Source organism: Micromonospora echinospora (genome assembly GCF_014203425.1).
Taxonomy (GTDB): Bacteria; Actinomycetota; Actinomycetes; order Mycobacteriales; family Micromonosporaceae; genus Micromonospora; species Micromonospora echinospora_A.
This window is the reverse complement of the sequence record NZ_JACHJC010000001.1, coordinates 5,137,648-5,153,700: the sequence shown is the minus strand read 5'-3', so window position 1 is coordinate 5,153,700 and position 16,053 is coordinate 5,137,648. Positions and strand designations below refer to the sequence as shown.

Here is a 16,053-nt window from a genome sequence, read left to right as displayed (position 1 = left end):
GTGATCGCTGCTACGACGACGGGTCAACACAAGGAGTGCGCGGTCCATGGCTGACGAGGCGAAGCTTCTCGACTACCTCAAGCGGGTCACCGCTGACCTGCACCAGGTGCGCCAGCGCCTGCGCGAGGTGGAGGCCGGTGAACAGGAACCGGTCGCCATCGTCTCCATGAGCTGCCGCTTCCCCGGCGGGGTGCGCTCTCCCGAGGACCTGTGGGAGGTGGTCGCGTCCGGCCGGGACGTGGTCACCGACTTCCCCGAGGACCGCGGCTGGGACCTCGGGTCGCTCTACGACAGCGACCCCGAACAGAGCGGCACGTCGTACACGCGGCAGGGCGGCTTCGTCCACGACCTGGCCGACTTCGACCCGGGCTTCTTCGCGATCTCCCCCCGCGAGGCGCTGGCGATGGACCCGCAGCAGCGCTGGCTGCTGGAGACATCGTGGGAGGCCCTGGAGCGGGCCGGCATCGACCCGCACTCGCTGCGCGGCAGCCGCACCGGCGTCTTCGCCGGCAGCACCGGCCAGGACTACGGCACAGTGCTGATGGGTGCCGCGCAGGGCCTGGAGGGGCACCTGATGACCGGCAACGCCGGCAGCGTGGTCTCCGGCCGGATCGCCTACACCTTCGGGCTGGAGGGCCCGGCGGTCACCATCGACACCGCCTGCTCGTCCTCGCTGGTCGCCCTGCACCTGGCGGGGCAGGCGCTGCGGCAGCGGGAGTGCACCCTGGCGATCGTCGCCGGGGTCACCGCCATGTGCACCCCGGCCGCCTTCGTCGAGTTCTCCCGGCAGCGCGGCCTCGCCGCCGACGGCCGCTGCAAGGCGTTCGCCGCCGCCGCCGACGGGACCGGCTGGTCCGAGGGCGTCGGCGTCCTGGTGCTGGAGCGGCTGTCGGACGCGCAGCGCAACGGCCACCCCGTCCTCGCCGTGGTGCGGGGCAGCGCCGTCAACCAGGACGGCGCCTCCAACGGCCTGAGCGCCCCGAACGGGCCGTCGCAGCAGCGGGTGATCCAGCAGGCGCTGGCCAACGCCGGCCTCGCCACCGGCGGCGTGGACGTGGTGGAGGCGCACGGCACGGGCACCCGGCTCGGCGACCCGATCGAGGCGCAGGCGCTGCTGGCCACGTACGGGCAGGACCGCGACGAGGCCGCGCCGCTGCTGCTCGGGTCGGTGAAGTCGAACATCGGTCACGCCCAGGCAGCCGCCGGCGTGGCCGGTGTGATCAAGATGGTGATGGCGATGCGGCACGGCGTCGTGCCGCCCACCCTGCACGTGGACGAGCCGACGCCCGAGGTCGACTGGTCGGCCGGCGAGGTGTCGCTGGTGACCGAGGCGACGCCGTGGCCGGCGGTGAGCCGGCCGCGCCGCTCGGCCGTCTCCTCGTTCGGGGTGTCCGGCACCAACGCCCACACCATCCTGGAGCAGGCTCCGGCGCCCCAGCAGTCCCCGTCGGCCGCCGCCGCGTTGCTGGTCGAGCGGCCGGTCGTGCCGGTGCCGGTGTCGGCCCGGGACGCGGCCGGCCTCGCCGCGCAGGCGGGCCGCTGGGCGGCCCGGATCGCCGCCGACGAGACCCTGCGGCCCCTGGACGTGGCCTTCTCGTCGGTCACCTCACGCTCCACCCTGGAGCACCGGGCCGTGGTCTCCGCGACCGGCCGTGAGGAGTTGCTGGGCGGGTTGCGTGCCCTGGCCGCCGGGCAGCCGTCGGGTGCGGTTGTCGTGGGCCAGGCCGGCGGCCGGGGTTCGTTGGCGGTGCTGTTCTCGGGTCAGGGTGCGCAGTGTGCCGGGATGGGCCGGGAGTTGTACGCCGAGTTTCCGGTGTTCGCTGCGGCGTTCGACGAGGTGTGCGGGCACCTGGATGCGCTGCTGCCGCGCCCGTTGAGGGAGGTGCTCTTCGCCGCCGAGGGCTCGGCCGACGCCGAGCTGCTGGACCGGACCGTGTTCACGCAGGCGGGGTTGTTCGCGGTCGAGGTGGCGTTGTTCCGGTTGGTCGAGTCCTTCGGGGTCGTGCCGGATTTCGTGGGTGGGCATTCGGTCGGTGAGGTCACGGCCGCGTACGTGGCGGGTGTGTTGTCGCTGGAGCATGCCTGCGCGTTGGTGGCGGCGCGGGGTCGGTTGATGCAGGCGCTGCCGGCCGGTGGTGGGATGCTGGCGGTCGCGGCGGCCGAGGCTGACGTGGCGGCTGCGCTGGACGGGTTGGCCGGTGTGGGGATCGCGGCGGTCAATGGTCCGCAGGCTGTTGTGGTCTCCGGTGGCGTTGAGGCCCTCGACGAGGTGGAGCGGCTCTGGAAGGACCGGGGTGTACGCGTCCGCCGCCTCACCGTCAGTCACGCGTTCCACAGTCCGTTGATGGAGCCGATGCTCGCCGGTTTCCGGGCCGTTCTCGACGGGTTGGAGTTCGCCGCGCCGGTGCTGCCGGTCGTGTCGAACGTGACCGGTGCGCTGGCCGACGCCGACGAGATCCGTACCGTCGATTACTGGGTGCGTCACGTCCGGCAGGCGGTGCGTTTCGCTGACGGGGTGGCCGCGCTGCGCGCCGCTGGCGCGGACACGTTCCTGGAGATCGGCCCCCGCAGCGTGCTGACCGCGATGGTCGGCGACATCCTGCCCGCCGACGACGGGGTGCTGGCCGTCGCCGCGCAGCGCGTGGACCGGCCCGAGGTGCACGGGCTGCTGGGCGGGCTGGCCGAGTTGCACGTGCACGGCGTGCCGGTGACTTGGACGCAGTGGTTCGCCGAGACCGGCGCCCGGCGGGTGGACCTGCCCACGTACGCCTTCCAGCACCAGCGCTACTGGCCCGAGGCGGGCGCCGGGTGGACCGGCGACGTCACCGCCGTCGGCCTGCGCCCCGCGCAACACCCCTTGCTCGGGGCCGCCGTCGGCGTCGCGCACGCCGAGGGCTTCCTGTTCACCGGCCGGCTGGCCCGGCGTACCCACCCGTGGATCTGTGACCACGTCGTCTTCGACACCGTGCTGCTGCCCGGCACGGGCTTCGTCGAACTCGCCCTCCAGGCCGGCGCGCACGTCGGCGCGGACCACGTCCGCGAACTCACCCTGGAGTCGCCGCTGATCCTGCCGGAGACCGGGGGCGTCGACATCCAGCTCTGGATCGGCCCGGCCGACGAGACCGGCTGCCGGTCCGTGTCGCTGCACTCCGCCCAGGACGGCGAGCCGACCGAGGGCGCGGGCGAGCGGACCTGGACCCGCAACGCCAGCGGCGTGCTGGCCAGCGGCCTCGCCGTCCCGAGCGGCCCCGCCGACTGGTCCGACCTGACCACCTGGCCGCCGCCGGGCGCCACCGAGGTCGGCACCGACGACCTCTACCTGAACCTCGCCGCCCAGGGCTACGACTACGGCCCGTCCTTCATCGCCCTGCGCTCCGCGTGGCGGCGCGGCGACGACCTCTTCGCCGAGCTGGTGCTGCCCGAGGCCCCCGCCGCCGAGGCCGGCGGGTACGGCCTGCACCCGGCCCTGCTCGACGCGGCGCTGCACACCCTCGGCCTGACCACGCCGGCCGGAGAGCCTTCAGGGGCGGGCATGCCCCCGGGGTACGGCCGGCTGCCGTTCTCCTGGAACGACGTCGCCCTGCACGGCGCCGGAGCCGCGGCGGCCCGCGTCCGGGTCTCGCACACCGGCCCCGACAGCATCTCGCTGCTGCTCACCGACGTCACCGGCGCGCCCGTCATCTCCGTCGGCTCCCTGGTCCTGCGGCCGGTCTCCGCCGACCAGCTCCGCACCGCCTCCGGCGGCGGCACCGAGTCGCTCTTCCAGGTCGAGTGGGCGCCGCTCGCGCTGCCCGCCGGCCCGTCCACAGTCGACTGGGCGGTCATCGGCGACGCCGCGGCGCTCACCGACGCGGTCGCGGCCACCGGCACGGCCGTGGCGGCGTACCCCGACCTGACGGCCCTGGCCACGGCGATGGACGACGGGACGGACGCGCCCGGCGTGCTGGTCCTGCCGTTGCTCGACCCGCCCGCGTCGGCGGACGTGCCGCGCGCCGTCGCCGAGGCGACCCACCGGGTGCTTGCCGTGCTCCAGCAGTTCCTCGCCGAGGAGCGCTACGCGGTGTCCCGGCTGGTGGTGCTGACCTCGGGCGCGGTCGCCACCGACCGGGACGCCGACCTGACCGACCTGGCCGGCGCCGCCGTGATCGGCCTGCTCCGCTCCGCCCAGTCGGAGAACCCCGACCGGTTCGTGCTTGTCGACGTCGACGACGTGGCCGGCTGTGCCGCCGCGCTCGTCCCGGCCGCCGCGACCGACGAACCGCAGGTCGTGATCCGCGCGGGCGTCGCCGCCGGCGCCCGGCTCACCCGGGTTCCCGCCCCGGCCGAGCCGCCGGCCGCCCCGTTCGACTCCGACGGCACCGTCCTGATCACCGGCGCCACCGGCACCCTCGGCCAGCTGATGAGCCGGCACCTGGTCAGCACGTACGGCGTCCGGCACCTCATCCTCACCAGCCGGCGCGGCCGCGCCGCCGGGGGCGTCGCGGAGCTCTGCGCCGAGCTGGAGGCGCTCGGCGTGAGCGTCACCGTCGCCGCCTGCGACGTCGCCGACCGCGCCGCCGTGGCCGAGCTGCTGGCCGGCATCCCGGCGGAGCACCCCCTCACCGCCGTCGTCCACGCCGCCGGCGTCCGCGACGACGGCGTCATCTCCTCGCTCACCCCCGAGCGGATGGACGGCGTGCTGCGGCCCAAGGTCGACGCCGCGTGGCACCTGCACGAGCTGACCGCCGACCTCGGCCTGAAGGCGTTCGTCTCGTACTCCTCGCTGGCCGCCACCGCAGGCGGCCCGGGCCAGGGCAACTACGCCGCCGCCAACGCGTTCCTCGACGGGCTGGCCCAGCACCGCAAGGCGCGCGGCCTCGCCGCGCTCACCCTCGCCTGGGGCCTCTGGGCCGACCGCAGCGGCATGACCACCGAGCTGGACGACGTCCACCTCAACCGGATCTCCCGCTCCGGCGTCGCCGCCATGGAGGCCGAGGAGGGGCTCGCGCTCTTCGACGCGGCCTGCCGCACCACCGACGCCGCGCTCGTCCCGGCCCGGCTGGACCTCGCCGCGATGAAGGTGCAGTTCGCCGGCGGGAGCATCCCGCCGCTGTACCGGGCGCTGATCCGCACGCCCGCGCGCGCCGCCGCGGCCACCACCGGCGCGTCACTGGTGCAGCAGCTCGCCGGGCTGGGCGACGCCGAGCGGGCCGCCGCGCTGGTCGAGATCGTCCGCGGGCAGGCCGCCGCCGTGCTCGGCTACCCCGACCCGGCGGCCATCGAGCCGCGCCGGGCGTTCAGCGAGTTCGGCTTCGACTCGCTGACCGCCGTCGAGATGCGCAACCGGCTCAACAACGCCTTCGGGATGCGGCTGCCGGCCACCCTCGTCTTCGACTACCCGACCCCGCACGACCTGGCGGGCTTCCTGGGTACGGAGATCGCCGGCACCCCGGTCCCCGTGCGACCCGCGACGACCACCGTGCCGGTCGGCGACGACGAGCCCCTCGCGATCATCGGCATGGCCTGCCGGCTGCCCGGCGGCGTGTGGTCGCCCGACGACCTGTGGCGGCTGGTGGTCGACGGCGTCGACGCGATCAGCGACCTGCCGACCGACCGTGGCTGGGACCTCGACAGCCTCTACAGCCCCGACCCCGACGCCCCCGGCACCTTCTACGCCCGTGGCGGCGGCTTCCTCAGCGGCGTCGACCGGTTCGACCCCGGCTTCTTCGGCATCTCGCCCCGCGAGGCCCTGGCCATGGACCCGCAGCAGCGGCTGCTGCTGGAAACCACCTGGGAGTCGTTCGAGTCCGCCGGCATCGACCCGGCCGACGTACGGGGCAGCAGCACCGGCGTCTTCGTCGGCACCAGCGGCCAGGACTACGGCTCGCTGCTCGCGTACTCGCCGGAGGCCGCCGAGGGCTACATGCTGACCGGGATGACCAGCAGCGTCATCTCCGGCCGGGTGGCGTACACGTTCGGGCTGGAGGGGCCGGCGGTGTCGCTGGACACGGCCTGCTCCTCGTCGCTGGTGGCCCTGCACTGGGCCGGTCAGGCGCTGCGGCGCGGCGAGTGCGACATGGCCCTCGCCGGTGGCGTGATGGTGATGGCCACCCCGACCGCCTTCGTCGAGTTCTCCCGGCAGCGCGGCCTGGCTGCCGACGGCCGGTGCAAGTCGTTCGCCGCGTCCGCCGACGGCACCGGCTGGTCCGAGGGCGTGGGCATGCTGCTCGTGCAGCGACTCTCCGACGCGCGCCGGCAGGGCCGCACCGTGTACGCGGTGGTGCGCGGCTCGGCGATCAACCAGGACGGCGCCTCGAACGGGCTGACCGCCCCGAACGGCCCGTCGCAGCAGCGGGTGATCCGGCAGGCGCTGGCGTCGGCGCGGCTCTCCGCGGCCGACGTGGACGTGGTCGAGGCGCACGGCACGGGCACGACGCTCGGTGACCCGATCGAGGCGCAGGCCCTGCTGGCCACGTACGGGCGGGAGCGGCCCGCCGACCGGCCGCTGCTGCTCGGCTCGATCAAGTCGAACATCGGCCACGCCCAGGCCGCCGCCGGGGTGGCCGGTGTGATCAAGATGGTGCAGGCCATCCGGCACGGCCTCGTCCCGGCGACGCTGCACGTGGACGAGCCGTCCCCGCACATCGACTGGACCTCCGGCGCCGTCGAGCTGGCCACGGAGTCGCGGCCGTGGCCGGCGGTGGACCGGCCGCGTCGGGCGGCGGTGTCGTCGTTCGGCATCTCCGGCACGAACGCCCACGTGATCATCGAGCAGGGTGACGAGCCGGTCGACGCCGCACGCGTGGACACACGGCCCGGCCTCGTGGATTCCGGCGTCGTGGCATGGCCGCTGTCGGGGCGGTCGAGGGAAGCCCTGACCGGCCAGGCGGCCCGGCTGGCCCGGCACGTGCGCGAGCACGACGAGGTCGATGCGGCGGCGGTGGGCTGGTCCCTGGCGACGACCCGGTCGACGTTCGACCACCGGGCGGCAGTGGTCGGGTCGAGCACGGAGGAGTTGCTGGCGGGGCTGGACGCTCTGGCGTCGGGGTCGCCGGCTGGGAACGTCGTCGCCGGCACCGCCATGTCCCATGGTGCGGGCGCGGTGTTCGTGTTTCCGGGTCAGGGTGCGCAGTCGGCGCGGATGGCGGCGGGTCTGGTGGGTCGTGTGCCGGTGTTCGACGCGCGGTTGGCGGAGTGTCAGCGGGCGTTGGCGCCGTATCTGGACGTGGATCTGGTGTCGGTGTTGACCGGTGAGGACGAGTCGTGGCTGGAGCGGGTGGAGGTCGTGCAGCCGGTGCTGTGGGCCGTCGGCGTCGCCCTCGCCGCCGTGTGGCAGCACGCGGGTGTGGTGCCGGTGGCGGTGATCGGTCACTCGCAGGGTGAGATCGGCGCGGCGTGTGTGGCGGGGATCCTGTCGCTGGGGGACGCGGCGAAGGCGGTGGCGTTGCGCTCCCGGGCCCTGACCGCGCTGCGGGGCACCGGGACGATGGCGTCGGTCGACCTCCGCGCGGACGCGGTGACGGAGCGGTTGCCGGGCTTCCCCGGGGTGGGCGTCGCGGCGGTGAACGGTCCGTCGACTGTGGTGGTGTCGGGTCCGCCGCAGCCGGTTGCCGACCTGGTGGCGGCCTGCCAGGCCGACGGGGTGCGGGCGCGGTTGATTCCGGTGGACTACGCGTCGCATTCGGAGGCGGTGCAGGAGGTCGCTGAGCGGTTGCGCGCCGATCTGGCCGGCGTGACGCCGCGACAGGGCAACGTCCGGCTCGTCTCCACCCTCACCGGGGACTGGGTGGACCCGTCCTCGATGACGGCGGACTACTGGTACGACAACCTGCGGCAGACGGTGCGGTTCGACGCCGCTGTGCGGGTGGCGGTCGAGGCGGGTCACACCATCTTCGTGGAGATCTCCCCGCATCCGGTGTTGACGATGCCGGTGACGGCGATCCTGGATGACGTCGGCGCGAGCGGGCATACGTTGGGCAGCTTGCGTCGTGGTGACGACGATCCGACGCGGTTGCTGATGAACCTCGCGACCGCCCACGCGATCGGCCTGCCCGTCGACCTGACGGCCGTCCTCGCCGAGACCGACGTGGTGGCACTGCCCACGTACGCCTTCGACCACCAGCGGTACTGGGTCGAGCCGCCGGCGCACCGGACGCAGGACGTCAGCTCCGCCGGTCTCCAGGACGCCGGGCACCCGCTGCTCAGCGCCACGCTGACGTTCCCCGACAGCGAGCGGATGGTCTTCACCGGCCGGCTGTCGGTGCGTACCCACCCGTGGCTCGGCGAGCACCGGGTGATGGACAACATCCTGCTGCCCGGCACCGCCTTCGTGGAACTCGCCACGTACGCCGGTGCGCAGGCCGGCTGCCCGACGGTGGAGGAGTTGACGCTGCTCGCCCCGCTCGTCCTGCCCGAACTTGGCGCGCTCCAGGTGCAGCTGACGGTCGGCGACCGCGACGACGACGGGCGGCGCACCGTCCAGCTCTACTCCCGGCCCTACCGGGACGGCTCCGACGAGATCCTCGCCGACGTCGCCTGGACCTGCCACGCCACCGGCCTGCTCGGCCCGCAGCCGGCCGACGCCGCGCCCGCCTTCGACCTGGGGGTGTGGCCGCCGCCCGGCGCGACGCGTGTCGAGTCCGACGACTTCTACTCCGGCATCGAGGCGACCGTCTTCGGGTACGGGCCGGCGTTCCGGGGTCTGCGTGCCGCGTGGATCCGCGACGACGAGGTCTTCGCCGAGGTCGAGCTGCCCGCCGGCCACCACGCCGAGGCCGGCCGCTTCGGCGTGCACCCGGCGCTGCTGGACGGCGCGCTGCAGGCCATGTCGATCGGCGGCTTCCTCGGCCGGATGGGCGACGGCGCCGACGCCGGCGTGCCCCGTCTGCCGTTCGCCTGGACCGGGGTCTCCCTGCTCGCCGCCGGGGCCACCGCCCTGCGCGTGCGCGTCGCCGCGGCCGGCGAGGTCGGCGTCTCCTTCCAGGTGGCCGACGCCACCGGCGCCCCGGTGCTGCACGTCGACTCGCTGATCATGCGCCGTGTCTCCGGGGACTCCCTCGGCGCGGCGCGCTCCGGCCGGCACGAGTCGCTGTTCCAGGTGGACTGGCCCGTGCTGCCGGTGCCCACCGGCCCCGTGCCTGCGGCCATCCGCTGGGTGGCGCTCGGCGACGACCTGGTGCTCAGCGCGGCCTGCGAGGCGGCCGGTGCCCGGGTGCGTACCGACGTCGGGCTCGACACCCTCGGCGACCTGCTCGCCGGGGGTGAGCCGGCGCCCGAACTGGTGATCGTCCCGGTCGGCGACGCCGGGAACCCGTCGGACCCGGAGCTCGCCGTGCAGGCGCGCGCCGCCACGCACCGTACGCTCGCCGCGTTGCGGACCTGGCTCGCCGACGACCGGTTCGCCGACTCGCGGCTGGTGCTCGTCACCCGGGACGCGGTCGCGGCGGGGGAGCAGGAGCTGGTGAACCTGCGCCAGGCCCCGGTCTGGGGCCTGCTGCGCGCCGCCCAGCTCGAACACCCGGGTCGGTGCCAGATCGTCGACCTCGACGACGCCCCGGACAGTGCCGCCGCGCTGGCCGCCGCCATCGCCTCCGGCGAGCCGCAGCTCGCCGTGCGCGACGGGCAGGTCCGCACCCCACGGCTCGGCCGGGTTCCGGCCGGTGTCGAGCCGCTGCCCGGCGGGATCGACCCGGCCGGCACCGTGCTGATCACCGGCGGCACGGGCGTGCTGGGCCGCATCCTGGCCCGCCACCTCGCCACCAGCCACGGCGTACGGCACCTGCTGCTGGCCGGGCGGCGCGGCGCGGCGGCCGAGGGGATCGGCGACCTGGTCGGCGAACTCGCCGGCATCGGTACGGAGGTGACCGTCGCGGCCTGCGACGCCGCCGACCCCGAGGCCCTGTCGGCGCTGCTGGCCGGGGTGCCGGCAGCGCACCCGCTCACCGCCGTGGTGCACGCCGCCGGCGTCCTCGACGACGGCGTGCTGGAGTCGATGACCCCCGAACGGGTGGACGCGGTCGCCGTGCCGAAGATCGACGCCGCCTGGCACCTGCACCGCCTCACGGCCGACGCGAACCTCGCGGCCTTCGTCCTGTTCTCGTCGGCGGCGGCGACGCTGGGCAGCGCCGGCCAGTCCAACTACGCGGCGTCGAACGCCTTCCTCGACGCCCTCGCGGCGCACCGCCGGGCACGCGGGCTCGCCGGCATCTCGCTCGCCTGGGGCCTGTGGGCTCAGGCCAGCGGCATGACGGGCCACCTCGGCGACGACGACGTGCGGCGGATGGCCGAGCAGGGCGCCACCGGCCTGTCCACCGAGCAGGCGCTGAATCTCTTCGACGCCGCGTGGCGGCTCGACGCGGCAGCCGTCCTGCCGATGCGCCTGGACGTCGGGACGCTGCGCGGGCAGGCGGAGACCGGCACCCTCGCGCCCATGCTCCGGGCCCTGGTCCGGGTGCCGCTGCGACGCTCCATGGACGCCACCGGTGCCCGCTCCGGCGGGGTGCAGCTCGGCCGGCGGCTCGCCGGACTGGCCGCCCCGGAGCGGCTCAAGGTGGTGCTCGACGTGGTACGCGCGAACATCGCCGCCGTCCTCGGCCACGCCGGCTCGGACGCGGTCGACCCGAACCGGCTCTTCACCGACCTGGGCTTCGACTCGCTCACCGCCGTCGACCTGCGCAACCGGCTCAACAGCCTGTCCGGCCTGCGGCTGCCGGCGACGCTCGTGTTCGACTACCCGACGCCGACGGCGCTCGCCGAGAAGCTGACGAGCGAGATCGCCGCCGACGCGGCGCCCTCCACCCAGCCGCTCTTCCAGGGCATCGACACGGTGGAGAGCCTGCTCACCGCCATCCCGCTCGACCCGGCGGCCCGCGCCCGGTTCACCGCCCGGATGCAGGACCTGCTCGCCAAGGCGTCCGACCTGGCGGCCGGGCCCGCCGTCGAACCGGACCGGCCAGACCTCGACTCGGCCAGCGACGACGAGATCTTCGACTTCATCAGCAAAGAGTTTGGAATCTCCTGAGATGACCAACCTTCGGATCGAGGCAGGGGCCACCCGATGAGCGACGACAAGCTGCGGTACTTCCTGAAGCGGGTGACAGCCGACCTGCACGACACCAAGCGCAAGCTGCAGACCGTCGAGGCCCGCGACCAGGAGCCGCTGGCCATCGTCTCGATGAGCTGCCGCTTCCCGGGTGGCGTGCGGTCGCCGGAGGACCTGTGGGAGCTTGTCGCCGACGGCCGGGACGCGCTCACCGAGTTCCCGGACGACCGGGGCTGGGACCTGGAGGCGCTCTATGACCCCGACCCGAACAAGCCGGGCAAGAGCTACACCCGCATCGGCGGGTTCCTCGACGGCGCCGGTGACTTCGACCCGTCCCTGTTCGGGATCTCGCCGCGTGAGGCCCTCGCCATGGACCCGCAGCAGCGGCTGCTGCTGGAGACGTCCTGGGAGGCCGTCGAGCGGGCCGGCATCGACCCGCTGTCGCTGCGCGGCAGCTCCACCGGTGTCTTCGTCGGGCTGAGCACCTCGAACTACGGCATGGGTCTGCCGAACGTGCCCGAGGGCGTCGACATGTACATCGGCACCGGCAACACCACGAGCGTGGCGTCCGGCCGGATCTCGTTCACCCTCGGCCTCAACGGCCCGGCCGTCACCGTGGACACCGCCTGCTCCTCCTCGCTGGTGGCCCTGCACCTCGCCGTGAACGCCCTGCGCCGCGGCGAGTGCGACCTGGCCATCGCCGGTGGCGTCACCGTCATGGTCACCCCCGGCGTGTTCGTCGTCTTCTCCCGGCAGCGCGGCATGTCCGTCGACGGCCGGTGCCGGGCCTTCGCGGCCGGCGCGGACGGCACCGGCTGGGGCGAGGGCGGCGGCGTGCTCGTCGTGGAGCGGCTGGCCGACGCCGAACGCAACGGCCACCCGGTCCTCGCCGTGATCCGGGGCAGCGCCCTCAACCAGGACGGCGCCTCCAACGGGCTCACCGCCCCCAACGGCCCCTCTCAGCAGCGGGTCATCCGCCAGGCCCTCGCCAACGCCCGGCTCGGCTCCGCCGACGTCGACATGGTCGAGGCGCACGGCACCGGCACCACCCTCGGCGACCCGATCGAGGCGCAGGCGCTCATCGCCACGTACGGGCAGGACCGCCCGGCCGACCGTCCGCTGTGGCTGGGCTCGGTGAAGTCGAACATCGGCCACACCCAGAGCGCCGCCGGCGTCGCCGGGCTGGTCAAGATGGTGATGGCGCTGCGTAACGGCGTCATGCCGGAGACCCTGCACATCGACGAGCCGTCCCCGCACGTGGACTGGACGGCCGGGGCGGTCTCCCTGCTCACCGAGTCCAAGCCGTGGCCGGAACTGGACCGCCCCCGCCGCGGCGGCGTCTCCTCCTTCGGGGTCAGCGGCACCAACGCCCACGTCATCCTGGAGGAGTACCGCCCGCGCGTCGCCGAGGCGGCGACCGTCGACGGCGGGCAGGCGGACGGGACCGGCGCCGTCGAGCCTGCGCGCCGGCCGGGCCTGGTCGCCTCGGACGTGACCCTCTGGCCGGTGTCGGCCCGGTCGAGGACCGCCCTGGGCGGGCAGGCGGCCCGGCTCGCGGACTTCCTGCGCAGGCGCGGCGAGATCGATCCGGCGGCGGTCGGCTGGTCGCTGGCCACCACCCGCTCGACGTTCGACCACCGTGCCGCCGTCGTCGGGTCGACCACCGACGAGCTGCTGGCCGGGCTGGACGCCCTCGCCGCCGGCCAGCCGGCAGGGAACCTCGTCACCGGTACGGTCACCAGCGCCGGCGCAGGTCCCGTCTTCGTGTTCCCGGGTCAGGGGGCGCAGTCGGCGCGGATGGCGGCCGGGCTCGTCGGTCGTACGCCGGTGTTCGACGCGAAGCTGGCCGAGTGCCAGCGGGCCCTGGCGCCGTACCTCGACGTGGACCTCGTCGCGGTGTTGACCGGTGACGACGAGTCGTGGCTGGAGCGGGTCGAGGTCGTGCAGCCCGTGCTGTGGGCCGTCGGCATCGCCCTGGCGGCCGTGTGGCGCGCGGCGGGCGTCGTCCCGGACGCGGTGATCGGTCACTCCCAGGGCGAGATCGGCGCGGCCTGTGTCGCCGGGATCCTGAGCCTGGAGGACGCCGCGAAGGCAGTGGCGTTGCGGTCGCGGGCGCTGACGGTGCTGCGGGGGACCGGGACGATGGCGTCGATCGACCTGTCGGCCGACGCGGTCACCGAGCGCCTGGGGGAGTTCCCGGGCGTCGGTGTCGCAGCCGTCAACGGGCCGTCCACCGTCGTGGTGTCCGGCCCGCCGCAGCCCGTGGCCGACCTCGTGCAGGCGTGCCAGGCGCAGGGCGTCCGCGCCCGGCTGATCCCCGTGGACTACGCGTCGCACTCCGAGGCCGTGCAGCAGGTGGCCGAGCAGCTCCGCGCGGACCTGGCCGGCGTCACCCCGCGGGCCGGCCACACCCGGCTGGTCTCCACCCTCACGGGCGAGTGGGCCGACCCGCTCACCATGGGTGCGGAGCACTGGTACGACAACCTGCGGCAGACCGTGCGGTTCGACGCCGCCGTCCGTACGGCGGTCGCCGCCGGGCACACCACGTTCGTCGAGATCAGCCCGCACCCGGTGCTGACGATGCCGGTCACCGCGATCCTCGACGACACCGGCGCGAGCGGGCACACCCTGGGCAGCCTGCGCCGGGGCGACGACGACGCGACCCGGCTGCTGACCAACCTCGCCACCGCGTACGCCGTCGGCCTGCCCGTCGACCTGGCGGACGTCCTCGCCGAGACCGAGGTCGCGCCGCTGCCCACGTACGCCTTCGACCACCAGCGGTTCTGGCTCGACGGCAGCGGCGGGCCCGACCTGGAGACCCTGCTGTCGGGCATGAGCGGCGACCCGGGCGACGCGGGCTTCTGGGCCGCCGTCGAGAGCGGGGACGTCACGGCCCTCGCCGAGACCATCGCCACCGAGGAGACCCCGGCACACGAGGTTCTCGACGCGCTGCTGCCGGCCCTGCCGATGCTCACCTCCTGGCGCCGGCAGCGGCGCCGGCAGGCCGACATCGACAGTTGGCGCTACCAGGACACCTGGAAGCCCCTGACCGGCGTCGCCAACCGGGGCATGGACGGCACCTGGGTCGTGGTCATGCCGACCGGCGACATCATCGAGCCCTGGCAGGACGCCTGCGTCGAGGCGATCGCGGCGGCCGGCGCGACGCTCGTGCCGGTGGCCGTCTCCACGCCCGACGTCGACCGCGACCAGTTCGGCAAGCTGCTGCAGGAGGCGCTCGCCGCCGCACCGGGCGGCGACGCCACCGCCGACGTCGCCGGCGTGGTCTCGCTGCTCGCCTTCGACGAGCTGGCCCACCCGCTGTACCCCTCCGTGCCCGGCGGCTTCGCCGCCACCGTCGCGCTCTTCCAGGCCCTCGGCGACATCGGCCTGCGCGCGCCGATGTGGAGCGTCACCTCCGGCGCCGCGTCGGTAGGCATGGCCGACCTGCTGCGCGCCCCGGCGCAGTCGCTGGTCTGGGGCTTCGGCCGGGTCGCCGCGCTGGAGCACCCGCAGCGCTGGGGCGGCCTCGTGGACCTGCCCGAGGCCGTGGAGGACCGCTGTGCCGACCTGCTGGTCGCCGCCCTCACCACCGCCGGGGACGAGGACCAGATCGCGGTACGCCCGAGTGGCCTGCTCGCCCGCCGGCTCACCCGCGTCCCGCTCGGCGACAGTCAGCCCGCCAACCCGTGGCAGCCGTACGGCACGGCGCTCGTCACCGGCGGCACCGGCGCGCTCGGTGGGCACGCCGCCCGCTGGCTGGCCCGCAGCGGTGTGGAGAACATCGTCGTCGTCAGCCGGCGGGGCATGGCCGCGCCCGGCGCGCAGCAACTCGTCGACGACCTCACCGCGCTGGGCGCCCAGGCCACAGTGGTCGAGTGCGACGCCTCCGACCGCGACGCCCTGGCCGAGCTGATCGAGGCGATCCCCGCCGAGTACCCGCTCACCGCGGTCGTGCACGCCTCCGCGGTCCTCGACGACGCCATGATCAACGACATCCGGCCCGAGCAGATCGAACGGGTGCTGCAGGCCAAGGTCGACGTCGCGTACAACCTGCACGAGCTGACCCTCGACCACGAGCTGTCCGCGTTCGTCATGTTCTCGTCCTTCGCCGGCAGCGTGGCCAGCTCCGGCGTCGGCAACTACGCCCCGAGCAACGCGTTCCTCGACGCGCTCGCCCAGCACCGCCGGGGCCTCGGCCTCACCGCCACCTCCGTCGCCTGGGGGGCGTGGGCCGGCGGCGGCATGGCCGACGGGCCGCTCGGCGAGCTGCTGCACCGCCACGGCGTACCCGAGATGACCCCGGAGGCGGCGATCACCGCGCTGCACCAGGCCGTGGACCATGGAGAGGCGTTCCTCACCATCGCCGACATCGCCTGGGAACGGTTCTCCGTCGCGTTCACCGCCACCCGGCCCGGTCCGCTGATCAGCGACCTGCCGGACGTCCGGCGGCTCGCCGCCGCCGAGGCGATGGGCAGCGTGGAGGCTGGCGACGGCCCGGAGTCGTTGCGGGAGCGGCTCGCCGGGCTGCCCGCCGCCGAGCGGTTCGCCGTGCTGCTCGGCCTGGTCCGTGGCCAGGTCGCCGCCGTGCTCAACTACCCGTCCGCCGACTCCGTGGACGAGCATCGGGCGTTCCGGGAGCTGGGCTTCGACTCCGTCACCGCCGTCGAGCTGCGTAACCGGCTCGGCGCGGCCACCGCCGTGGCCCTCCCGGTCACCCTGGTCTTCGACTACCCGACCCCGACGACCCTGGCGGAGTACCTCTACGCCGAGGTCGCCCACGACGACGTGGTCACCCCGAACGCGCTCCTCGACGATCTGGACCGGATCGCCGAGGGCCTCGACGTGGTCGCCCGGGACGAGGCGGCCCGGGTGCGGGCCACCGTACGCCTGCAGGCGATGCTCTCCCGGCTCGGCCAGGACAGCGGTGGCGCCGACATCGGCCGGCACCTCGACGACGCCACCGACGACGAACTGTTCGCGATGGTGGACAAGGACCTCGGCATCTCCTGACCCAGCTTCAGCTCTCTCCCGTC

At 74.6% G+C, this 16,053-nt stretch carries 2 protein-coding genes; both read left to right on the top strand.

Features of this window, described 5'->3' with window-relative positions; all coding sequences use genetic code 11:
• The first annotated feature begins 7 nt into the window (after window positions 1–7).
• Window positions 8–10,999 (top strand): type I polyketide synthase, encoded by a 10,992-nt coding sequence (locus FHU28_RS23660; RefSeq protein WP_483403773.1) that lies wholly within the window; start codon window positions 8–10, stop codon window positions 10,997–10,999.
• A gap of 36 nt (window positions 11,000–11,035) precedes the next feature.
• Window positions 11,036–16,030, top strand: coding sequence for a type I polyketide synthase (locus FHU28_RS23655; protein WP_184686650.1), 4,995 nt, complete (start codon window positions 11,036–11,038; stop codon window positions 16,028–16,030).
• Window positions 16,031–16,053: the final 23 nt, after the last annotated feature.